Source organism: Solibacillus sp. FSL W8-0372, from assembly GCF_037969735.1.
Lineage (GTDB): Bacteria > Bacillota > Bacilli > Bacillales_A > Planococcaceae > Solibacillus > Solibacillus faecavium.
This window is the reverse complement of sequence record NZ_CP150204.1, coordinates 1,248,099-1,270,008: the sequence shown is the minus strand read 5'-3', so window position 1 is coordinate 1,270,008 and position 21,910 is coordinate 1,248,099. Positions and strand designations below refer to the sequence as shown.

At 38.6% G+C, this 21,910-nt stretch carries 20 protein-coding genes; 2 read left to right on the top strand and 18 right to left on the bottom strand.

What is annotated here, in order from left to right:
- Positions 1–17 precede the first annotated feature (17 nt).
- A complete protein-coding gene (locus tag MKY13_RS06165) occupies positions 18–230 on the bottom strand; it encodes a molecular chaperone (protein WP_339215792.1) in 213 nt (70 codons plus the stop codon).
- Positions 231–412: 182 nt separating this feature from the next.
- Here MKY13_RS06165 and recU point away from each other — a divergent pair, with 182 nt between their 5' ends.
- The gene (recU, locus tag MKY13_RS06160; RefSeq protein ID WP_339215790.1) at positions 413–1,081 is read left to right on the top strand and encodes a Holliday junction resolvase RecU; all 669 of its coding nucleotides are present in this window, start codon (positions 413–415) and stop codon (positions 1,079–1,081) included.
- A gap of 1 nt (position 1,082) precedes the next feature.
- Positions 1,083–3,749, top strand: a complete 2,667-nt coding sequence (locus MKY13_RS06155; RefSeq protein WP_339215788.1) for a PBP1A family penicillin-binding protein — start codon at positions 1,083–1,085, stop codon at positions 3,747–3,749.
- A gap of 147 nt (positions 3,750–3,896) precedes the next feature.
- On the opposite strand, the gene MKY13_RS06150 is transcribed toward MKY13_RS06155, so the two are convergent.
- From MKY13_RS06150 to bshA, 17 genes are all read right to left on the bottom strand, one after another.
- On the bottom strand, positions 3,897–4,250 hold the full coding sequence (locus MKY13_RS06150) for a YpoC family protein (RefSeq protein ID WP_339215786.1): 354 nt from the start codon (positions 4,248–4,250) through the stop codon (positions 3,897–3,899).
- On the bottom strand, positions 4,247–4,906 hold the full coding sequence (nth, locus tag MKY13_RS06145) for an endonuclease III (RefSeq protein WP_339215784.1): 660 nt from the start codon (positions 4,904–4,906) through the stop codon (positions 4,247–4,249). Before nth ends, MKY13_RS06150 begins: the two co-directional genes overlap by 4 nt.
- 18 nt (positions 4,907–4,924) lie before the next feature.
- Complete coding sequence (locus MKY13_RS06140; protein ID WP_339215782.1) at positions 4,925–5,653, bottom strand: DnaD domain-containing protein; 729 nt, start codon at positions 5,651–5,653, stop codon at positions 4,925–4,927.
- Positions 5,654–5,738: 85 nt separating this feature from the next.
- On the bottom strand, positions 5,739–7,034 hold the full coding sequence (gene asnS / locus MKY13_RS06135) for an asparagine--tRNA ligase (RefSeq protein ID WP_191698124.1): 1,296 nt from the start codon (positions 7,032–7,034) through the stop codon (positions 5,739–5,741).
- Positions 7,035–7,066: 32 nt separating this feature from the next.
- Positions 7,067–8,260, bottom strand: a complete 1,194-nt coding sequence (locus tag MKY13_RS06130) for a pyridoxal phosphate-dependent aminotransferase (RefSeq protein WP_191698125.1) — start codon at positions 8,258–8,260, stop codon at positions 7,067–7,069.
- Between the two features lie 13 nt (positions 8,261–8,273).
- Positions 8,274–8,756, bottom strand: a complete 483-nt coding sequence (locus MKY13_RS06125) for a DUF5590 domain-containing protein (RefSeq protein ID WP_191698126.1) — start codon at positions 8,754–8,756, stop codon at positions 8,274–8,276.
- Between the two features lie 97 nt (positions 8,757–8,853).
- On the bottom strand, positions 8,854–11,640 hold the full coding sequence (dinG, locus tag MKY13_RS06120; protein ID WP_339215779.1) for an ATP-dependent DNA helicase DinG: 2,787 nt from the start codon (positions 11,638–11,640) through the stop codon (positions 8,854–8,856).
- Positions 11,641–12,201: 561 nt separating this feature from the next.
- Positions 12,202–13,350, bottom strand: a complete 1,149-nt coding sequence (locus MKY13_RS06115; RefSeq protein ID WP_191698128.1) for a cation:proton antiporter — start codon at positions 13,348–13,350, stop codon at positions 12,202–12,204.
- A gap of 153 nt (positions 13,351–13,503) precedes the next feature.
- Positions 13,504–13,842, bottom strand: coding sequence for a transketolase (locus MKY13_RS06110; protein WP_191698129.1), 339 nt, complete (start codon positions 13,840–13,842; stop codon positions 13,504–13,506).
- Between the two features lie 111 nt (positions 13,843–13,953).
- Entirely contained in the window at positions 13,954–15,291 is a 1,338-nt protein-coding gene (gene lpdA, locus MKY13_RS06105) for a dihydrolipoyl dehydrogenase (RefSeq protein ID WP_339215776.1), read from the bottom strand.
- Positions 15,292–15,500: 209 nt separating this feature from the next.
- Positions 15,501–16,091, bottom strand: coding sequence for a 3D domain-containing protein (locus MKY13_RS06100; protein WP_339215774.1), 591 nt, complete (start codon positions 16,089–16,091; stop codon positions 15,501–15,503).
- 183 nt (positions 16,092–16,274) lie between these two features.
- The gene (gene panD, locus MKY13_RS06095; protein ID WP_339215772.1) at positions 16,275–16,658 is read right to left on the bottom strand and encodes an aspartate 1-decarboxylase; all 384 of its coding nucleotides are present in this window, start codon (positions 16,656–16,658) and stop codon (positions 16,275–16,277) included.
- Complete coding sequence (gene panC / locus MKY13_RS06090) at positions 16,651–17,514, bottom strand: pantoate--beta-alanine ligase (RefSeq protein ID WP_339215770.1); 864 nt, start codon at positions 17,512–17,514, stop codon at positions 16,651–16,653. The genes panD and panC overlap by 8 nt, the downstream gene beginning before the upstream one ends.
- The gene (gene panB, locus MKY13_RS06085) at positions 17,514–18,350 is read right to left on the bottom strand and encodes a 3-methyl-2-oxobutanoate hydroxymethyltransferase (protein WP_339215768.1); all 837 of its coding nucleotides are present in this window, start codon (positions 18,348–18,350) and stop codon (positions 17,514–17,516) included. Before panB ends, panC begins: the two co-directional genes overlap by 1 nt.
- A 281-nt stretch (positions 18,351–18,631) precedes the next feature.
- Complete coding sequence (locus MKY13_RS06080) at positions 18,632–19,615, bottom strand: biotin--[acetyl-CoA-carboxylase] ligase (RefSeq protein ID WP_339215766.1); 984 nt, start codon at positions 19,613–19,615, stop codon at positions 18,632–18,634.
- Entirely contained in the window at positions 19,593–20,777 is a 1,185-nt protein-coding gene (locus MKY13_RS06075) for a CCA tRNA nucleotidyltransferase (RefSeq protein WP_339215764.1), read from the bottom strand. The genes MKY13_RS06080 and MKY13_RS06075 overlap by 23 nt, the downstream gene beginning before the upstream one ends.
- On the bottom strand, positions 20,734–21,885 hold the full coding sequence (gene bshA / locus MKY13_RS06070) for an N-acetyl-alpha-D-glucosaminyl L-malate synthase BshA (protein WP_191698137.1): 1,152 nt from the start codon (positions 21,883–21,885) through the stop codon (positions 20,734–20,736). The genes MKY13_RS06075 and bshA overlap by 44 nt, the downstream gene beginning before the upstream one ends.
- Between the last annotated feature and the right edge of the window lie 25 nt (positions 21,886–21,910).

The following is a 21,910-nucleotide window of genomic DNA, read 5'->3' as shown; positions in this document are numbered from 1 at the left end:
TTCGTCTGTATTATCGTTTAGTGTATCAAATTCTCATCGATAGTACTACTTATATGCGAACACGTATTCTTTACTTGACTCTTGATTTCTGCTAAGCTAACTTTTTGAGAAACCGAAATTAAATTTGTTAAGTGATCGATCTTCATCCTTAATTGTTCACGTTCCATTTGCAATGTTAATAACGTTTCTGCCATTTCAACTTGTTCTATTAAGCGTGATAATTTCGACATATAATGCCCCCTTTTCACAATGATTCTTGCTTTTTTTGTAGAATCCTTGTCATGTGGCAAAAATAGTGTTCATTCGGCAAAAGATGTTATAATTTGCATAGTTTTTTTAAAAATTATTAACGAGTACACTGTTTATGATACACTATTAAAGTATTATTTCTGCTAGGAAAGAAGGTGATTCCATGGTCATTCGTTATCCAAATGGAAAGCTCTATCAAAGTGCGCCTAAGTTGGAAAGTACACAAGACCCTGCTGAACATTCAACGGTTGCCAAAGAAGCAAAAAAAAGGGCCGTTTCCTACAGTAACCGTGGAAAAAGCTTAGAAGATGATCTAAATGAAACAAATTTGTTTTATTTACAAAGGAAATTGGCAAATATACACAAGAAACCTGTTCCGATTCAAATCGTCAAAGTAGATTATCCGGCAAGAAGTGCTGCGGTTATTAAAGAAGCTTACTTCCGCACCCCTTCCACAACGGATTATAATGGCGTCTGGAATGGTTATTATATCGACTTTGAAGCAAAGGAAACTGATAATAAAACATCCTTCCCATTAAAAAACATCCACCCTCACCAAATGACTCATATGGAATCGGTGACAAATCAACGAGGAATTGCATTTTTCATCATACGGTTTAGTTCATTAAATCGGAATTTTGTCATGCCTTATAATGTTGTAGCCAATGTATTTAAAAAAATGCATGAGGGTGGCAGAAAATCAATACCATTAACCGTTTTCGAGCAACAGGCTATCGAAATTAACGAAGGCTATTTACCAAGGCTCGATTATTTAGATGCGGTTAAAAAGTTAATCGCAAACGGGAATGTTTGTGAAAGTGAGGAGAACTAACGTGACGGAAAAAAGAAAAACGCGCGAGGAAATTAAACGCGAACGTCAAAAAAATAACAGATCGAAAAAATCAAAATCAAAAACATCGGCTGGCAACTGGGTTAAACGTATTGTAATGGCAATCGTTCTAATCGGTGCTTTAGGCTTTTTAAGCGGTGCCGCACTATTTGGCTATTATGTAAGTAAGGCACCTGAATTAGACGAAGAATTACTGAAAGATCCTATTTCATCTGAATTTTACGATATAAATGGTGAATTATTCGCTACAATCGGTGCAGAAAAACGTAATTTTGTAAAATACGAAGATATCCCTCAGCAAATGATTGATGCGATAATCGCAACAGAAGATGCAAGATTCTTTGAACACTTCGGAATCGATTTCTGGCGTTTAGGTGGTGCTGTCATTGCCAACGTCCGGGACGGATTCGGGGCTCAGGGTGCCAGTACGATTACACAGCAAGTTGTAAAAAACTCATTTTTTACAAATGAGAAAAAGCTGGAACGTAAAGCACAGGAAGCTTGGCTTGCGATTCAATTAGAGCGTAAATATAGTAAAGAAGAAATTTTTGAAATGTACTTTAATAAAGTACTAATGTCCGGCAGAATTCATGGTTTCGGTACAGCGGCTAAAGAATTTTACGGAAAAGAATTAAGTGAATTGACGCTAGCAGAGACTGCTCAATTAGCAGGTATGCCGCAAAGCCCGAACAATTTCAACCCATACAAAAAGCCGGACCGTGCTAAAAAACGCCGTAATATCGTGCTATCACTGATGGTTCAGCACGGTAAAATTTCCGAAGCAGAGGCGAAGGAAGCAATAGCGGCTCCTGTAACAGGAGGTTTAATTCCTGAGGAAGATCGTGTCGCAAACAGCACAACAAAATATCCTGCCTTTTTGGATGTCGTTATGTCTGAAATAGAAAAAAACGGCGATGGTGAACTGCTTTCAGAAGGAATTAAAGTATATACAACACTAGACCCAAAAGCACAATCAATTGTAGAGGATTTAATGAACAATGACAGTAACTTCCCTACTGAAGAAATCGAGGCGGGCGTTGCAGTTATTGATACACAAACAGGTGAAGTTCGCGCGATCGGTGGAGGTCGTCATTATACAGGGTTTAACTTTAACTACGCAGATGATTTACAAGATCGTCAGCCTGGTTCGACATTAAAGCCTTTAATCGATTACGGTCCAGCCTTTGAATATTTAAAATGGTCAACAGGTCAAACAACGGTCGATGAAAAAATGACTTACAGCGGTTCAGAACAAGTGATAGGAAACTGGGACGGGAAATACTTAGGAACAATGACTGTACGTGAAGCACTTTATACGTCACGTAATATTCCAGCCATTAAGACATTCCGCGAAGTTGGTCCCGAACGTGCACAGCAATTTTTATCAAATTTAGGCATTCAGTCAAAAGGACTAACGGAATCAGAGGCAATTGGCGGTGGTCGTATAACTATTTCGCCGATTCAACTGGCCGCTTCCTATGCCGCATTCGGTAATAATGGTATTTACAATAGTGCACATTCAATTAATAAAATCGTATTCCGTGATGGTAAAACATCAAAATCTTATAAACCTGAATCTAAACCTGCTATGAGCGATTATACAGCTTATATGGTAACTGATATTTTACGGGACGTAGTAAGCAACAAAAGAAATGCATCTGCTCCACGCGCGATGGTTTCCGGCGTTGACATTGCAGGTAAAACAGGTACGACAAACTACGATTCCGATGAATTCAAAAAATATAATCTGAAAAGCAGTTCCGTACCGGATACATGGTTTGCCGGCTATACAACAAACTATTCAATCGCCATTTGGGGCGGTTATTCAAAACGTAAAGATGCTATTACGACATGGGAAGAGCGATGGTTGCCACAAACTTTGTTTAAATCAATCATGACAGATTTAAATCAGCATAATCCATCATCAAAATTTAAACAGCCAAGTTCTGTTGTGTCGGCTTCGATAGTAATTGGGTCCAACCCATTAAAACTGGCCAATGAATATACACCTGCAAATCAGCGTACTACAGAGTTATTTGTCAAAGGAACAGAGCCTACTGAATATACAGAGGAATTTGTGCCTCAAACATTGGAAGCACCTACTGGCTTACAGGCGACATTTAACGATGTGGCTCAGCTTGCTGATGTAACTTGGTCACACCCGTCACAAAGTGCTGAAGATGGGGACACGCAAGATCCAGTCACATATGAAGTATCAATGGCAGTAGATGGCGGTTCTGCAACTGTTCTATCAGTTTCAGGCGCAACTTCTATACAAGTACCAAATATTGAACGTGGGAAAGAATATCTATTTACAGTCACAGCCATTTCTGGTGATCTACGAAGTGAACCTGCTGCTGTAAAACTATTCGTCCCAGGATCCCCAGAGCCGGAAGAGCCTGAGGAGCCAAATGATGAAGTAGAAAATCCAGGTAGACCTGAAAACCCTACACAGCCAAACAATGGGAATGGGAACAATAACGGCAATCAGAATCCAGGCAATGGTAATGGAAATAACGGTAATGGGAACGGAAACGGCAATACTGTAGAGCCAGAGTCCCCAAATCCTGAAACATCACCACCAAATCAGCCTACCCCTCCTCAACCAGGCGGCGGCGAAACGAATCCTGAAGATTCAGATGACGATTAAGCATTAAATTATAAGAGCCACCAATTATTTTTGTTTAATAATTGGCGGCTCTTTTTTATAGTGTACGGTATTCAATCAATTTTAAAAGGTAGTGTCATTTGACGAAACAATATGACACTACCTCTAAATTTAAATTTTTCTAAGTCGTTATTTCTTTTTCACTCTCAGTCGGGCACAGCGCTTTTTCGTTTCTTTAAAAAGCTCATCCAGCTGTCTATAACATGCATATTGACCAGGACGCATTTTAACAAACTGCAGGCGTTCCATGCCATTAATCGGCATAAGCTCATACACATTTTGCTGAGAGAATACTGTATCTTCCGTTATTGAACTATTCATAAGAAATCCTTCAAAAAGTTCGATCCCTTTTTGCATAAATTGTATAGCCGAACCGTCACGACGTTCATGGGCGTTATGAATATCTTCACGTATCACTTCCCACTCTTCATACCAGCGATCAACTATTTCTTTTGAAATGGCTTCTGTATTAACTAATATCATACTTTCACCAAACCTTTTTTCAAGCGCTTTTGTCCTTCACGACAATCATCCAGCAGTGGACATGTCCCACAACCCGGATTTTGCGCTTTACAATGATAGCGTCCAAAGAATATGATTTGATGATGAGCACGGCTCCATCGGTCCATCGGTGTTTTTTTCATTATCATTTCTTCAACTTCTAGCACACTGTCTTTCCAACGGCAAAGACCTAATCGTTTAGAAACACGCTCTACATGTGTGTCAACTGCCAATGCGGGAATATCAAATGCAACGGATAACACAACATTTGCCGTTTTACGTCCGACACCAGGCAATGTAACAAGCTCTTCACGCGTAGCCGGCACTTCACCACCATATTCATTTAAAAGACGTGCACACAACAATTGAATATTCTTTGCTTTATTTCGATATAGTCCGATTGAGCGAATATCATTTTGAAGTTCCTCTAATGGGACATTTAAATAATCTTGAGGTGTTTTATATTTTTGAAATAATTGTTTCGTCACTTTATTGACGAGGACATCGGTACATTGCGCAGATAATAATGTAGCGATTGTCAGCTCAAATGGATTGTCATGCACTAATTCACAATGCGCATCTGGATACATTCGGTCCATCTCGTCTAAGAAGTGATTCCATTTCACTTTTGTTAACATAGTAAATTAAGCGCCCTCCTATTCTCGCTCCTCTAACCAATTATAAAATGAGACTTTTTTCGATTGCTGAGTTTCCTGTTGTTTTAACGGATGGGTCGATGATGGTTGCATCGTATTTTTACGGTATTGCTCACTATGCTTTTCAATTTGTGCTAGCGTCTTTATATTACGCTTTTTCCATTCGATTAAAATACGATCAATATAACGCAAATTAACTTTATCTGCGAGTACCGCTTCCTTTAAAGCTGCTTTAATAATTTCCGGACTGTGTTGGTCTAAGTCCATCCACATACCGATCGTTTCAATTTCCATCGGTGAAAGTAAACGACCCAACTCCTGCTCAAACAACTGGAAAATTTTCGCCTCGTCCAATTTATTGGCAGTTGTATGCTGTTGTTGCTCTTTAGATTGCAGTAAATCCAATAGCCGCTCCCATAATGGATAGATGGAATATTTTTCAGTAATTCGTCCGGATTCATCCGTACTTTGGGAAATTTCGACACAGCCTTTTTGCATTAGGCGCTGCAAAATTTGGGAAATGGCCGTTAACTGAAAATTGGTCCTTTGCATTAAATCATTTGGCGTCGGAAAATCGATTCCCTCTTGTTCAAAGCTTAGTAAATGTAGAACAATCAATGCTTCATCATCTTGGATGTTCAACTCGCTATAATGTTTAAAAAATAATTGTGGAATAGTAACTTGTAATTGCTCCGTCCAAACGCGGATTCGATTAAAATTTGTTGCCATTGTTTGAATCCCCCTTTGTTCGCTCGTAACGACAAAACGCCCGGTTATATTCCGGACGCTTTCTCATAGATAAGATATAAATTGTTTATGGATATAAACGGTTTAATAAACGTGGGAATGGAATCGCTTCACGGATATGTTCAGTTCCGGAAATCCATGCTACTGTACGCTCTAAACCTAAGCCGAAGCCTGAGTGAGGTACTGCACCTTGTTTACATAAATCTAAATACCATGCATACGCATCCAATGATAAGTTATGTTCTTCCAAACGGGATTTCATTAACTCATAATCGTAAATACGTTCAGAACCACCGATAATTTCACCATAGCCTTCAGGAGCGATTAAGTCTGCACATAATACGACATCATCACGTTCTGGGTGTGGCTGCATGTAGAATGGTTTAATACCGATTGGGTAGCAAGTGATAAATACTGGTTTGTCAAAATGGTTGGCAATTGCTGTTTCGTGTGGTGCACCGAAATCATCACCCCACTGAATATCATCAAAGCCTTGCTCATGTAAAAACTCAATTGCTTCGTCATATGAAATACGTGGGAATGGCGCTTTCACATTTTCCAATTTCGAAGTATCACGTCCTAGACGCTCTAAATCAAGCTTACAGTTTTTCAGAACAGATTGTACGATATGTGACACGTATTGCTCTTGTACTTCCAAACTTTCATCATGCTCAACAAATGCCATTTCAGGCTCAATCATCCAGAACTCGATTAAGTGACGACGTGTTTTTGACTTTTCTGCACGGAATGTCGGACCGAACGAGAATACTTTTCCTAATGCCATTGCAGCAGCTTCCATATAAAGCTGACCTGATTGAGATAGGAATGCATCTTCATCGAAATATTTCGTATGGAACAGCTCTGACGTTCCTTCTGGTGAAGAACCAGTTAAAATTGGCGGATCCATTTTTGTAAAGCCATTTTCATTAAAGAATTCATATGTTGCACGAATAATTTCATTACGTACTTTCATAATGGCATGCTGCTTACGAGAACGTAACCATAAGTGACGGTTGTCCATTAAAAATTCTGTTCCGTGCTCTTTTGGTGTAATCGGATAGTCATTTGCTGCACTAATAACTTCAATACCTGTGACATTCAATTCTGCACCGAAAGATGAACGTTCATCTGCCTTAACTTCACCAATAATGTACAGTGATGTTTCTTGTGTCATACCCTTCGCTACTGCGAATAGTTCTTCGCCAACTTCCGCTTTCACGACAACCCCTTGTGCAAAGCCTGAGCCATCACGTAATTGTAAGAAAGCTAATTTACCGCTTGAACGTTTGTTTGCTAGCCAAGCACCGATTTTTACTGTTTCGCCAATATTATTTGGCATATCTTTAATCATGATTTTCTTCATAAAGTCCTCCAAAAGTTAAGCTACAGCTGTTTTTAATCTTGCCACTTTGCTTTTACAAAGGCTTCGATTCGACGAACTGCTTCTTCTAATAATTCTAAAGATGTTGCGTAAGATAGACGTATTGTCGCAGGTGATCCAAAGCCTGAACCTGGAATAACTGCAACATTTGCTTCCGTTAATAGTGCCGATACAAAATCGTCCACAGATGCATAGCCTGTTTTTTCTGCTGTTTCCGAAACATCAGGTAATAAGTAAAATGCCCCTTGTGGCTTTAATACTTTTACTCCAGGAATTGCTGCAATTTTTGGGAATATCACTTGTAAACGTGATTCAAAAGCTTGTCTCATCTCTTCTACTGTTTCTTGGGATCCGTTGTATGCTTCAATTGTTGCGTATTGGGCTGTTGTCGTTGCATTTGAAGTTGAATGGGAAGCTAAGTCGGTCATCGCCTTAATAATAGACGCATCACCTGCTGCATAACCAATTCGCCAGCCTGTCATTGAATGTGATTTTGCCACACCATTCACAACAATTGTACGTGCCTTAATGGCATCCGAAATTTGTGCAATCGAATAATGCTCTATTCCATTGTAAACAAGCTTTTCATAAATTTCATCTGAAACGATTAAAATATCTTTTTCTTCCGCTACTTTCGCAAGCTCTGCCAACTCTTCCTTCGTATAGATCATGCCAGAAGGATTTGATGGTGAATTAATTATGACCGCTTTTGTTTTTTCTGTAATAGCATCACGCAATTGCTGTGCTGTAATTTTATAGCTTTGCTCCTGAGTTCCTTCTACATAAACAGGAACACCACCAGCCAGCTTCACTTGTTCCGGATAGGAAACCCAATAAGGGATTGGTATGATTACTTCATCCCCTTCATTCAATATAACTTGGAACAATGTATACAGAACGTGTTTAGCTCCAACACCAACAATAATTTCATTAGCTTTATATGTAAGGCTGTTGTCGCGTGCCAGTTTATCGATGATTGCCTTTTTTAATGCCGGTAAGCCTCCAGCTGGCGTATACTTTGTATATCCTGCATCCATCGATTGTTTAGCAGCAATTAAAATATTTTCCGGTGTATTAAAGTCAGGCTCCCCCGCTCCTAAACCGATGACATCAATCCCTTGCTCTTTTAACTCCTTCGCTTTAGCTGTAATGGCCAAAGTTGTTGATGGTGTTAAAGTTTTTACACGATTTGCTAACAATTGTTTCATGTTGCTCTCTCCTCTACAAATTCAATATGCGCTTCCACCATTGTCCGTCTTCAAACAGAAGATAAACATAATTTAAGGTGCCAGATTCACTTTTGTATGTTATTTCCCAAACTGGACCCGGCTCCTCAAATCCTAACTTCATATGAAGAATTTCTTTTGCATCTGTATCATTTTTAAAGACAGACATTGCCTGTTCTTCTGTAATACCATCCGCTAAAAATACTTCTTGCATTGAATTCTCTTCTAAACTCATCGGGACGAATACTGCTTTTTCCTTCCCATACTCATCCACTCCAAATACAGTGACATAGGGCTTATTCCCATTGTATACATAGGAATTCTCAACAACAGCAAGTGCTTTCGTATCCAGCACAAAACTTTCCGCTTTTTCTTTAATTTCATTGAACGGAGCATTGGCTTTCCAAAATACGAACACTGTAATGACAAGTGACAACGATAAAATAAAGACAACCGAAAATAAAATCCAGTTTTTCATGACTGCACCTTGGAATTCGATTTCTTTGTTCGTACATTATATTTACTTGTACGTCGTTTAAAATTTTGTTTCATGATTGTCGACCTGCTTTCCTTCCTCATCGTTTTTCATTATACCAATTTCCCAAGCTTTGTACCATACTGTGAAGTGGCAGTTTTTGTATAGAAACCGGCGGTAATGACTCGATAAATTGCTGTCCGTATGATTTTGTTTCTATACGGCGATCTAAAACAATAAATACCCCTTTGTCATGGCTTGAACGTATTAAGCGGCCAAATCCTTGCTTGAATCGAATAATAGCTTCCGGTAGTGCAAGTTCAGTAAACGAATTACGTCCTTGCTGTGTAATATAATTTGCACGCGCCTTAAATGAAGGGTCTTCCGGTGAAGAAAAAGGCAGTCGTACGACAATTACCGCAGCCAGCCCATCACCTGGAACATCTACACCTTCCCAAAAGCTATTTGTCCCGAATAATACGGAATGATTAAATTTTTGGAACGATTTTAATAAGCGCATCCGGCTGCCTGATGTGACACCTTGAGCAAAAATCATATAATCATTCAATAATTCACTTTCATGAATAAGGTCAACCGTTTTCCGCAACATGTCCTGCGACGTAAATAATACGAAGCATCTGCCATCTGTCATCCGCACAGCATTTGTCACTGCATGCGCTACTTCCTCGATATAGTCGGATTGGGAAACCGCTTGAATATCTGGCATGTCATTTACAATATATACTTCGGCCCCATCATAGTAGCTCGAATCTGCATGTAATTTTTCTATGGAAATAGAAGAATCGATTCCAAGTTGATTTGTAATGAACCGTTCATTGCTTGGTACAGTCAATGTTCCAGATGTCCAAATAATCGCGCTTTTGCTGCGAATTGGATCAAAAAGCTTCCCAATCGTTGCTGTAACATCGATTGGCTTCTTATAAAGCTGTATGCTTCCTGGGACACTTCGTCTATCCAGCTCAAGCCAACATGAATAATTTAAATCGTTTTGAAGAAACACTTCATCCCACTCTGACATTTTTATCATAAGTTCCCCAATAATATACTGCCATTGTTCAATTAAATACTCATGCTCGGGTGCCATCTCGTCTACTCCCGAACTAAATTGCTGTATAAGTGCCCTTGCATCATCAATCCACCGTTGCACGGTTAAAGATACTTTCAAAAAGACTTCGTGCGGCAATTGCAGATCGCTGATAAATAGTTCGATTTTTTGAAGCGGCTTAAACTGTCTGCCGACAACTACCTTGACTTCACGAATTAATGCTGCCATCGCCGTATCAAATGTCTGAACCATATGGATGTATCGCTTCTCCAGCTGGTCGAGCGTTTGAATATTCAGCAATTGTTTTTTTAATGCGACACGGCGAATTTTATAAAATAGCTGTTCATCTTCATTTATTCCAATTTGTCCAAATAAATATTTCCAATTCATGTACGTAAATATTTTTTCATCTTGATTGATTGCTGCCTGGATAAATTGGTGGGCCTCATCAATAATCCAGCCCCCTAATGAATCGAAAATCTGCTCATTGCGGACTAAATCACTTAATAGCATGGCATGGTTCGTTATTATAATATCGGCTTGGCGACTATTTTGAATCGCACGGGAATAAAAGTCGTAAAGCGGCATCGTCGTTTTCGGTAATGTAGTTTTACGTATTTTATCGAGCAGAAGCTGTCCGCCACCTGAAACGTTTAACTCATTTAAATCACCTGTTTCTGTTTTGGCAAGCCAAATAAGTGTTTGTAATAGCGTAAACGTTTGATCGTATGAATCATCGGGTGTTTTCAATTGCTTCTCGAACTTCTCTATATCGATATAATTGCCCATCCCTTTTAAGAGTGCAATTTTAATTGGCTGGTCAAGTGCTTGCTCCAATACGGGAATTTCATTTTGCAGAAGCTGATCTAGCAAATGTGATGTATATGTGCTGATTCCAATTTTTTGCTTCGTTTTCTTGGCATAATAGATGGCTGGTACTAAGTAACCTAACGTTTTCCCAATACCTGTCGAAGCTTCAATGACATGTTCGGCTTTATTATTAAGTGTCTTCCAAATACTATCCATCATCTGAAATTGCTGCGGACGCACTTCGAAATTGGAAATCCCCTTTAATAATAGGGCTAATTTTTCATCTGTTGATTGAGGATATTCCAACTCGTCGTCATATCCTTTTGGGGTCGGTGCCATTTTACGAATCGCAATTTTATTAAAATAAACATGCGCATCATCTGTTAACGTTTTACTACGCTTTATCACAAGCGCATCAAAAAATAGCTGTGCCAAATTTGTTTTTAAACGAAACGAGCGTTTATGCAGCTGTTCCAATGTAACTAATGGCAATGTTAAAAGTTCATGCCAGCAATACTTCAGTAAATAGGCTGTAGCAAGTGCATCATCATCAGCGCGGTGAGCACTTTGTAGAGGAATATTCAAATCACTCGCTAAATCAGCCAATTTATAGCTTAAGGACATTGGAAAAAGAATTTTCGACAGTTCAACCGTATCGATTTTTTTCCCGTACCATTTCGGTAAGCCGGCCCGATTAAATTCTGCCTGCAAAAATGATAAGTCAAAATCCGTATTATGCGCTACAAATACAGCATCCTCCAATAGTTCATAAATATAATCCGCATGTGCTTCAAATGGTAATGCCTCCTTGACATGCTCATCCGTAATATTCGTCAAATCTTGTATAAACAACGGTATCGGTTTCCCGGGATGTATAAAAGTTGAATATTTTTTTGTAATGTTCCAGTCTTGCATAATGACGATGGCAATTTGAATCATGCGATCACCGCTTGCAGGTGAATGACCGGTCGTTTCAATGTCAACGATTGCATATTTTTGACTTTCATTCATTTTCTTCAGCTCACAGTTCAAGTAATATAAGCGCATTTTATCATATTAAAGGTGATGAGGTCATGTAAATGGATAGAAATGCTGTTGGAGCCATATGAAGTGGCATTGTTGCGCTGCTGCTCTAAACCTTTATAGAAACGTTTAAAAAATGCTAATATATTTTGAAATCTTCTAATAAAAATTTATTTGTTCTAAAAAAACGCGATATTCTAAAATATCCGCTAACTGTTCTAACATGCGTAAGCATTTTTCAAATATGTATAACAGGTTTTCAAATATCTGCGTCTCTTATTCTAATATATCCTCAATTGTTCTAATAAATTGAAGCACCTGATGCTAAATTGCGTCTTTAACATAAAAAAACCTAGTACCGTCTCGAGGACAATACTAGGTTAATACGCTATGTAAGGGTGTGCAGGGGCTCATCTCCCTGCACAATTCAAAAGTCTCCCAGCAAATCCGTGCTGTTGGTGGAGTCTTTTGTTGTGAAGACTAAATCTTCACAGAGGTTTTGGCACCTAAATAACAGATTACAATAAAATAGGGACTCATTCAACCTTTTTATTTTATATGATGTGAACGATTGCCGAAAATCCCTTTAAGCATAGGTGGCGTTACTAATGTAGTAATAATAATGACGATTACCATTGGTGTGTAATCCTCAGCCGGTAAAAGGCCGCTTGATAAGCCCATTCCTGCAAGGATTAACGCCACTTCTCCACGGGAAACCATTCCAGCCCCTATGCCTACAGAAGATCTCCAGTTGAACCCTGCCAACTTCGCACCAATACCTGATCCGATAAGTTTTGATAAAATTGCCACGATTGAGAAGATAACTAAAAACCAAATATTTTCTGTAATGCCAACAAACGTTACAGATAATCCGATACTTACGAAGAAAAATGGTACAAAGATACCGCTCGCTATCGGCTCTACTTTATGCTCGACCGCCTCTTTAAATGGCGTACGCCCAATTGCGATTCCGATAAAGAATGCTCCGATAATTGTTGCAATACCGAAGTAATGCTCTCCGACATAAGCTAAAGCAAAACAAGCTATAAGAGCACCAGATAATGTTGCTTCTGTAACACGCAATTTACTGAACGCCTTTATGAATGGCGGAATTACCCATTTCATTACGACAAATAATAAAACAAAGAAGAATACCTTTCCACCGATCAATGCCGGAATAGAAACATCATCACCTACAAGGAAGCTCATGGCTATTGCTATAAGGACAACTACGATAATGTCATCCAGCACAGCAGCCCCTAATAATGCTGAACCTTCTTTACTTTTCAGCCAGCCTATTTCACTTAATGTTTGTACAGAAATACTTACAGATGTCGCTGCCAAAGTTAAACCGATAAAAATAGCCTGCCCTTGCGTTAAGCCAAAAGCAAGAGCTAAAGGATAACTCATGGCGATCGGTAAAATAACTCCGCCGATTGCTACGAAAATAGCACCTTTCATATTTGCATTTAAGTCTTCCAAATCTGTTTCAAGCCCAGCTAGGAACATTAATAGAATGACACCGATTTGGCTAAATGTTTGCATAACTTCACTGTCCGTTATCCATCCAAGCATTGCAGGACCAATAATAATACCGATTAAAATTTTCCCTAATACTGAAGGCTGCCCAAGACGTACGGTAAAATGTCCTGCTATTTTTGTTGCCAACAAAACAATAACAATTTGAAAAATAAACATCATAATCCCCCTATTTCACAAAAAAAGGCATGGGGGTGCCAGTTAACTGACTCCACCATGCCTACTTTATTTACTAGACACTACTTATTTTATAGAAAAGAAATATAAATTGCAACGGGAAAAAAATAATAATCTGAAAATTATTTTAATTCATTAGAAAAAGCCTGGTAATACTTCACGTTGGAAATATTGATTTTTACGTAACCATACATTTAATATTTGCCGATGAGTAAGAAGCTTTCTGCGCGAAACATGTCTTCTTTGCGCCTCTTGCAAGCTTTCGAGCAATATACGCGTTTCTGTTAGGCATTTACCTGGTTCGGTAATAACTTGTAATGTAGGGCTAATCAGCTTATGTTGCTGTAGTAGTGCAAGTACTTTGGCAAAAATTTGCCCCATTGTAATATAATCTTCTTCTATTTTTAAATCAATACATTGATATAATGTTTCTTCAACTTCTTTTTCGACAAGCTCCATTGGCTGTATTTCCATATGTCACCTCTATTAGGTTTGTATATATCTAGTATATAAAAACTAGTAGAAATAACAAAGAAATTGGATTTTAAAAGGATTGAGGGAATATCCCTCTGTTGTTATTGGAAGTTACTTCGCGTGAATGGCTTTGCCGAAAACAGATCTAGCTGCATCCCCAACATGCTCACTTACTGTTGGATGAGGGAAAATCATCCGGGCTAAGTCTTTAACAGATCCACCAAGTACTTTTGCAGCAAGCATGGAATTAATCATTTCAGTCGCGCCATCACCTACAACACATGCCCCGTAAATATCGCCTTCAGGACTGGCGACAAACTTCATAAAGCCTTGTATATTACCTTCCAACAGCGCTTTAGGGTTGGTCGGTAAATACATTTTCGTCACAATCGAATCTGCCGGTGCTTCATGCTCAAGCATGCCAAATGTGGCAATCTCAGGATGTGTATAGACACACCGCGGTATTTCCTGCTGATTAATCACTTTCGGATGTTTTCCTAAAATGAAGTCCACCGCATGCACACCTTCTGCACTGGCAGAGTGTGCAAGTTGGAAGCCACCTACTAAATCCCCAATGGCGAAAATCCCAGGAATGCTAGTTTCATAATGATTATTTACTTTAATTAAACGACCATCCATTTGCATTTCCAACGCCTCAGCGATTTCAGTATTTGGACGGCGCCCTGTTGCAAATAATAAATTTTCGTAAGTGAAATTTCCGATTGATGTTTGCACATAATCTGCATGTATTTCTTCAAATGTAAAATCCGTAATAAGCTCAATGTCCAACTCGCTCATTTTATGTTTAATAATTGGTCGGGCATCCGGTTCTTCAGTTTGCAGAATATCTTTACTATGATTGAGTACAGTCACTTTAGTACCCATAGGCCCTAAAGCAAATGCCATTTCAATTGCAATTACACCACCACCGATAATCGTCAGTTGCTTTGGAAGCTCCTGAATGGAAAAGAAAGTATCCGTTGTATAGTAATTTGCAGTTTCAATTCCTTTAAACGGAGGAACAAATGGGCGACTGCCTGTTGCTAAAATTACATTATTGGCCGTGAATGCTTCATCTCCAACTATCACTTTTCGCTCTGCCGTTACGATTGCTTTTCCTCTAAACATTGTAATTTGCGCACTATCAATAAAAGTTTCAATATTTGATAGTAATTCTGCTACAACCTTATCTTTTCGTTGCATTAACTTCGGAAAATCGATATTAATTGTAGGAACAGTAACTCCCCAATCTGTCCCGCGTCGAATTTCCTGCACCAATTTACTATGCTCGAGCATAATTTTCGAAGGAATACAGCCTACGTTATAACAAGCCCCTCCAACTTTGTCCTTTTCGACAAGCGCTACTTTCAATCCGCTTTTTGCTGCATGAATCGCGGCAACATACCCGCCTGGTCCTGCTCCTATTACAGCTAAATCAAAGTTTTCCATTTAACCACCTCAATTTTCACATTATCATGACAATTTATGGAATGCAACCTAGCCCCTTTACTTTGTATTCATTAATAGGTGATTCTAGTTATTGCACACTACAAAATAGCCAATTAACGTATTTAATCTAAACTATACTTTTACCGTTTTTTTATTCCTAAAAACAAAAAACCAGCAATTATGTTTAGTAATTACTGATTGTGTGAGGATTATTTCAATATTTTAATTTCAACTTTTTTACGCCCCCAGTTAAGGGCAGTTTTTTTCGTTTTGACAAACACATCAATTTTACTGCCTTTTATCGAGCCGCCAGTATCCCCAGCAACAGCAATACCGTAGCCTTCTACCCAAACTTTTGTTCCTAGTGGGATTATTTTAGGGTCAACTGCAATTAATTTAACATCGGGATTTTTCTTTAAATTGATGCCGGATGCCGTTTTTCCTGAACAGCCTTTGCAGGAAGCTGTGAATGCACTTGCTTCAACAGTCAATGTTTTAACCACTTCAAAATCATCTAGTTTTTCATTTTTTTCTTTCTTTTCTTTCTTTTCTTTAACTTTCTTTTGATTATTTTTAATATGATCAGGTAGCTGTAGGACATAGCCTGTCACCGCTTGCTTTTTGTCTTCAAGCTCGTTTATTTCCAATAATGTATGTACAGACGTATTATAACGCTCTGCAATTTTATCTAATTCTTCCCCTTTTTTAATTGTATGTGTAGCTGCACTAATGGCATTGGAAAAGAATAAAGATGTAAAAATAATGAAGGCAAAGCTACATAATAGTCTTTTATGAAACATATTAGTCATTTCCCCCTGTATCATTTGTAATGAAACTAAATTCAGTGTACACATTTAATGTTTCAAAAATATTACAGGGACGTAATATAATAATTACAAAATTATGCCTTCAATAACTTTTTGTTACAAATGAAAAAAACTGTAATAAAAGTCAAATTGACTCTTATCACAGTTTTTTTACTGCTACATGATCGTTGCTTCAGGTTCATAATGGATCATTTCTTTAATTCTATTGTTATCCCCCATAATAGCGACTGTTGGATAGTGATCCGCTACTTCTTTATTGTCCACATATACATACGAAATAATAATGACGATATCCCCTTTTTGTACAAGACGTGCAGCTGCTCCGTTTACACAAATAACGCCTGAACCGCGCTCGCCTGCAATTATATATGTTTCAAAACGTGCACCATTATTGTTATTTACGATATGCACCTTTTCGTTCGGCAACATCCCTACCGCATCCAAAATATCCTGATCGATTGTTATCGAACCTACATAATTTAAATCCGCCTGTGTGACTTGAGCACGATGGATTTTACTGTTCATCATCATTCTAAGCATGAATACGTTCCCCTTTTAATGAAAGAATTAAATTATCAATTAAACGTGTTTTTCCAATATAGACTGCTGCAGCTAAAAGTATTTGATCTGAGTTTTCATCGACTTCTTTCAAATCTGGATACGTTAAAATGCTCAAATAATCGATTTTACCGGCAGTGTTATCTTCAATAATTTTTGTTGCCTGTGCCAATGCGTGATCAACATCTCCTGAATCCATTAACTCTAGTTTCGCTATTTGTAGCGCTTGTTGAATAACCGGTGCCTGCATTCTCTCAATCGAAGACAAATAAACATTCCGGCTAGATTTTGCTAAGCCGTCACCTTCTCGTACAACCGGAACTACACGTAATTCCACAGGGAAATTATAATCACGGACCATTGTTTGAATAATGGCAACTTGCTGTGCATCCTTTTGCCCGAAGTAGGCACGGTCTGGCTGTACTAAATTAAAGAGCTTTGCAACAACTTGCAATACCCCATCAAAGTGACTTGGCCGACTTGCACCACACAAAGTTTGCGCCTGTCGTCCGGCACGGATGTATATACCGCCATCATGTGGATACATTTCCTCAACGGATGGTGCAAAAATATAATCAACACCAACTGATGCTGCAAGCTTTGTGTCACGCTCTAAATCACGCGGATATGATTCAAAATCTTCATTCGGACCAAACTGTGTCGGGTTTACAAAAATACTCATAACAACGACATCATTTTCTTCACGGGCATTTTTTGCTAATGTTAAGTGACCTTCATGTAAATAGCCCATTGTTGGAACAAGACCGATTGATTGCTTGCTACTTTTGGCGTTAACTACAGCTTTTCGAAGCTCAGCAATTGTCGATAGGATGATCATTATTTTACGCCTCCATAAAGCTCTATTAATTCGTCTTCTTTCATCGTGAAACTTTGCTGTAATGTAGGGAACGTTCCTGCTTTAACCGCTTGTGTGTAAGTAATGATTCCACGTTCAACTTCATCGCCTACGTGTGCAAAACTTTCAACAAATTTCGGAATATGGTGATTTCCATATTGCAGTAAATCATGGAATACCAATACTTGACCGTCCGCCTTAGCACCTGCACCAATTCCTATTGTCGGGATCGTCAACTTTTCGGATACAATCTCAGTTAGCTGGTGTGGAATACATTCAAGCACTACAGCACACGCTCCTGCTTGTTCGACAAGTAATGCATCATTAATTAATTTTTCAGCCTGCTCAGAAGTCTTACCTTGGACTTTATAGCCCCCCAGAACACCTGCAGACTGTGGTAATAAGCCTAAATGTGCAACTACCGGAATGCCGGCATCGGTTAGTTTCTTAATAACAGGAATTACATCATCCGCGCCTTCCACTTTGAGTGCATTGGCATTTGTAAGCTGCATCATCTGGACCGCAGTTTTAAGTGTTTCGTTCACATCGCCATGGTAAGAGCCAAAAGGCATATCTACGACGATAAACGTATCGGGTGCTCCGCGACGAACTGCTTTACTATGATGAATCATATCGTCGACAGTAACCCGCATTGTAGATTCATAGCCTAATACAACCATCCCTAATGAATCCCCAACTAAAATCATGTCAATTCCTGCTGCCTCGGAAAATTTAGCACCGGGATAATCGTATGCCGTAATCATGACAATCTTTTCACCCTGCTCCTTCATTTTTAAAAACTGAGCTGTTGTTTTCATGTTTCTCCTCCTCAAATGGAAAGAAAACAAAAAATACCCTTCTATCCATAATTAGACAGAAAGGTAGTGTCGTAAGTAAATGAAATACATTTCATACTTAATTTTAAATAAAGAGAATGAAATGATTTTAATTTACAGCGCGTGTGTTTTCTTCCGTCTCTGTCTTGTGTAGATCAAAGCAGATAATTTTATAGTAGACTAGCAAAATAGGTACAGTTCTTAGTTGATACTGTCCTAGAGCTACTATAACAATTTTGAAAGAAAACGTACAGCATATTTAATTACAATATTTCGATATCAGCAGAGTATATACCTTTAACTTCACCGTTTGCCTGACGGATTTCAAGCACACCGTTTTCAGTTATACTGATTGCCTCTCCTTCAACAACTTCCCGTAAAGTCGTTGCTTTTACTCTTTTTCCTATCGTACCGGAAGACTCTTCCCAAAGTGTTTTAATGAAACCGAAGCCGTTTTTCACATACATATCACTATAGTGCTCTAAAAAATCAAGGACATTTGCAACTAGATGTACACGCTCAATCGGCTCACCTTCTTCAATTGCAATTGAAGTTGCAATCGGCTGTAGAGCCTCTGGAAAATCATCCATTTGTTGATTTACATTGATCCCGATACCAATTAACAAGGCCTGAATCCGATCTGCTTCTGCAACCATCTCGGTTAAAATCCCCGTCGTTTTTTTACCTTTAATTAAAATATCATTAGGCCATTTAATTTCAGGAGTAAAATTCTTAAACATAGCTTTCATGGCGTTTACAACTGCTACCGCTGTAACAAGTGTAAACTGCGGGGCTTGATGGGGGGCAATTTCAGGGCGAATGATAATCGTCATCCAGATACCTTTCCCTTCCGATGATTCCCATTCACGCATCATGCGTCCACGTCCTGCTGTTTGATGCTCTGCAATTATAACCGTGCCATCAGGTGCACCTTCTCTTACAAGCTCATGGGCAACTAGCTGTGTTGATTCTACACTTTCAAAATAATGCACCTGTCGACCATAACGGGTTGTTTTTAAAAATTGTTGTAATTGACCCATATCGACTTTATCCGGTACTGTCACAAGCTTATAACCTCTTTTTTTTACCGTTTCAAACTCATAGCCTTCTTGCTTCAATGTTTGCAGGTGTTTCCAAATAGCCGTTCTTGATACTTGAAGCTCATCTGCTAACACTTGCCCTGAAATCGGTTCTCCGTTCGCATTTAAAAAACGTTTTAATATTTCATCCTTCATCGTGAAATGCATGAAACCATTCCTTTAATTGTTGTTTATCATTTTCTACTTCTCTGTTTAAGACAGCCAAAATCGCCGCATCTAAAGTCCTTTTAATCCACGCGCCACGCTTTTCTGAAGACCACTCCATTAGATCTCTGCCGGAAATAGCAAGTTCACTTACATGCTGTATTGGTAATGCGCTTTTTCGATAAACTAAATCATCAAAAGAAAAAGGCAGAACATTATTTTGCCATTTTACAAATTGACAGGCAGTTTCTAAAACAGATAAATCATAGCGCAATAAATCAATCGGTGATATTTCATTTAGTAAGCATTCATATGCACCTAAAACACTCTTTGTAAACAGTTTATCTTTATTTGAACAGCGATACGCCGAAAGTAAAGAAAGGTCACTTTCATTTACTAGACAAAAGTAGGCCCATCCAACTTGCCGATCTTCTGAGTAAAACTCGGTCCAACTATGATGATTGAATTTACCAGGTAAATAGTTGCTTAATGATGTATTTTCAATATACTCAATTCCCATTTGGGTATGTTTGGATGTAAAAATTTTTGAGAGCTCCACTTGAATTCGTTCGATTGAAATATACGAGATGGTAGATGCTTTTTGATGAATGGCCTGCAAAGTTTGATGTTCAATCGAGAATTGGAGCTGTGAAGCAAATCGCACAGCGCGCAGCATTCGAAGCGCGTCCTCTTCAAATCGCTGAAGTGGCTCACCGACAGCACAAATTACTTTATTATCAATATGCTGACGTCCATTATAATAATCAATATAGTCACCTGATTTGCTAAGTGCCATAGCATTCATCGTAAAATCACGACGCTTTAAATCTTCTTTTAAGTTGCGGACAAAATGAACCGCATCCGGACGGCGGTGGTCGCTATAACCTGATTCAGTTCGATATGTCGTCACTTCAATCGGTTCCCCAAAATCAAGGACAAGCACAGTACCATGGGCTATCCCTACGTCTATTGTATGGGTAAAAATCGCCTGAACTTCTTCTGGTAATGCGCTTGTCGCAATATCAACATCATTATTCTCTTTTTTTAAATAATAATCGCGGACTGCCCCACCTACTATATACGCTTCAAATCCTGCCTGCTCTATCGTATTGATGACTTTCTTAGCTGCTTGCCAGTGCATTTTTTTCTTGAACCACTCTTTCATAAATTCGCTCGTATTGTTCTACCATTTTCGATTCGTGGAATTGTTCACGTACTGCCTGTAATGCTGCCAGTTTGAATGCTGCATGTTTTACTTCATCCTGCAATAATTCGACTGCATAATCAGCGACCGATTGTGTATCGCCAAGAGGAACTAAATAGCCATTCACTCCATGATTAATCACTTCCGGAATACCACCAATTGCTGTACCGATTCCAGGGACTCCACATGCCATTGCCTCTAATAGTACTAATCCAAAAGATTCCTTCTCAGAAAGCAGTAACTTCAGATCACTAATCGCAAAGAGCTCAGTAATATTTTCCTGTTTCCCTAAAAATAAAATATCATCTTTATATGGCGACACTTTAACAAGATCGGTTACACGATGTTTTTCAGGTCCATCTCCAACTAACAGTAATTTAGCAGGCATTCTTTCTCGGATTTTCAAAAAAGAATCTACAACATCTGGTAAATTTTTTATTTTGCGGAAATTTGAAATATGAATGATTACTTTTTCATGTGGCAAAATACCAAATTGCTCTTTTAAATTTCCTGGATCTACTGGTTTAAACACATTGTCATCGACAAAATTATATATTGTTTCGATTTTCTGTTTCGTATCTATTAAGGCATATGTCTGCTGTTTTAGTGATTCAGAAACGGCGGTAACAGCATCCGAACAATCAATTCCATATTTAATTGCCTGAGCTAATGTCGAATCTTCACCTAAAACCGAAATATCCGTCCCATGAAGAGTCGTAACGATGCCAAAATTCTCACCACTCATATGTCTTGCTAATACGGCACAAACAGCATGAGGAATTGCATAATGCACATGTAATATATCTAGTTTTTCTTCCTTAATAACATCGGCCATTTTACTTGCTAATGCAATATCGTATGGTGGGTATTGAAATACTGAGTAATTATTTACTTCAACTTCATGGAAAAAAACATTTGGATAAATTTTATTAAGCCGAAATGGTACGCTCGATGTAATAAAGTGAATTTCATGTCCCCGTTCCGCTAGCATCTTTCCAAGTTCTGTGGCGATAACACCAGAACCTCCAACTGTCGGGTAACATGTAATACCAATTTTAAGTTTTTTCATTAGTCTCCCCATCCTCTCAACAATA

Coding starts and splice junctions, on each gene's coding strand:
- MKY13_RS06165 (WP_339215792.1), bottom strand. CDS start 230: ATGTCGAAATTATCACGCTTAATAGAACAAGTTGAAATGGCAGAAACG.
- recU (WP_339215790.1), top strand. CDS start 413: ATGGTCATTCGTTATCCAAATGGAAAGCTCTATCAAAGTGCGCCTAAG.
- MKY13_RS06150 (WP_339215786.1), bottom strand. CDS start 4,250: ATGATATTAGTTAATACAGAAGCCATTTCAAAAGAAATAGTTGATCGC.
- nth (WP_339215784.1), bottom strand. CDS start 4,906: ATGTTAACAAAAGTGAAATGGAATCACTTCTTAGACGAGATGGACCGA.
- MKY13_RS06140 (WP_339215782.1), bottom strand. CDS start 5,653: ATGGCAACAAATTTTAATCGAATCCGCGTTTGGACGGAGCAATTACAA.
- asnS (WP_191698124.1), bottom strand. CDS start 7,034: ATGAAGAAAATCATGATTAAAGATATGCCAAATAATATTGGCGAAACA.
- MKY13_RS06130 (WP_191698125.1), bottom strand. CDS start 8,260: ATGAAACAATTGTTAGCAAATCGTGTAAAAACTTTAACACCATCAACA.
- MKY13_RS06125 (WP_191698126.1), bottom strand. CDS start 8,756: ATGAAAAACTGGATTTTATTTTCGGTTGTCTTTATTTTATCGTTGTCA.
- dinG (WP_339215779.1), bottom strand. CDS start 11,640: ATGAATGAAAGTCAAAAATATGCAATCGTTGACATTGAAACGACCGGT.
- MKY13_RS06115 (WP_191698128.1), bottom strand. CDS start 13,350: ATGTTTATTTTTCAAATTGTTATTGTTTTGTTGGCAACAAAAATAGCA.
- MKY13_RS06110 (WP_191698129.1), bottom strand. CDS start 13,842: ATGGAAATACAGCCAATGGAGCTTGTCGAAAAAGAAGTTGAAGAAACA.
- lpdA (WP_339215776.1), bottom strand. CDS start 15,291: ATGGAAAACTTTGATTTAGCTGTAATAGGAGCAGGACCAGGCGGGTAT.
- MKY13_RS06100 (WP_339215774.1), bottom strand. CDS start 16,091: ATGTTTCATAAAAGACTATTATGTAGCTTTGCCTTCATTATTTTTACA.
- panD (WP_339215772.1), bottom strand. CDS start 16,658: ATGCTTAGAATGATGATGAACAGTAAAATCCATCGTGCTCAAGTCACA.
- panC (WP_339215770.1), bottom strand. CDS start 17,514: ATGATCATCCTATCGACAATTGCTGAGCTTCGAAAAGCTGTAGTTAAC.
- panB (WP_339215768.1), bottom strand. CDS start 18,350: ATGAAAACAACAGCTCAGTTTTTAAAAATGAAGGAGCAGGGTGAAAAG.
- MKY13_RS06080 (WP_339215766.1), bottom strand. CDS start 19,615: ATGCATTTCACGATGAAGGATGAAATATTAAAACGTTTTTTAAATGCG.
- MKY13_RS06075 (WP_339215764.1), bottom strand. CDS start 20,777: ATGAAAGAGTGGTTCAAGAAAAAAATGCACTGGCAAGCAGCTAAGAAA.
- bshA (WP_191698137.1), bottom strand. CDS start 21,885: ATGAAAAAACTTAAAATTGGTATTACATGTTACCCGACAGTTGGAGGT.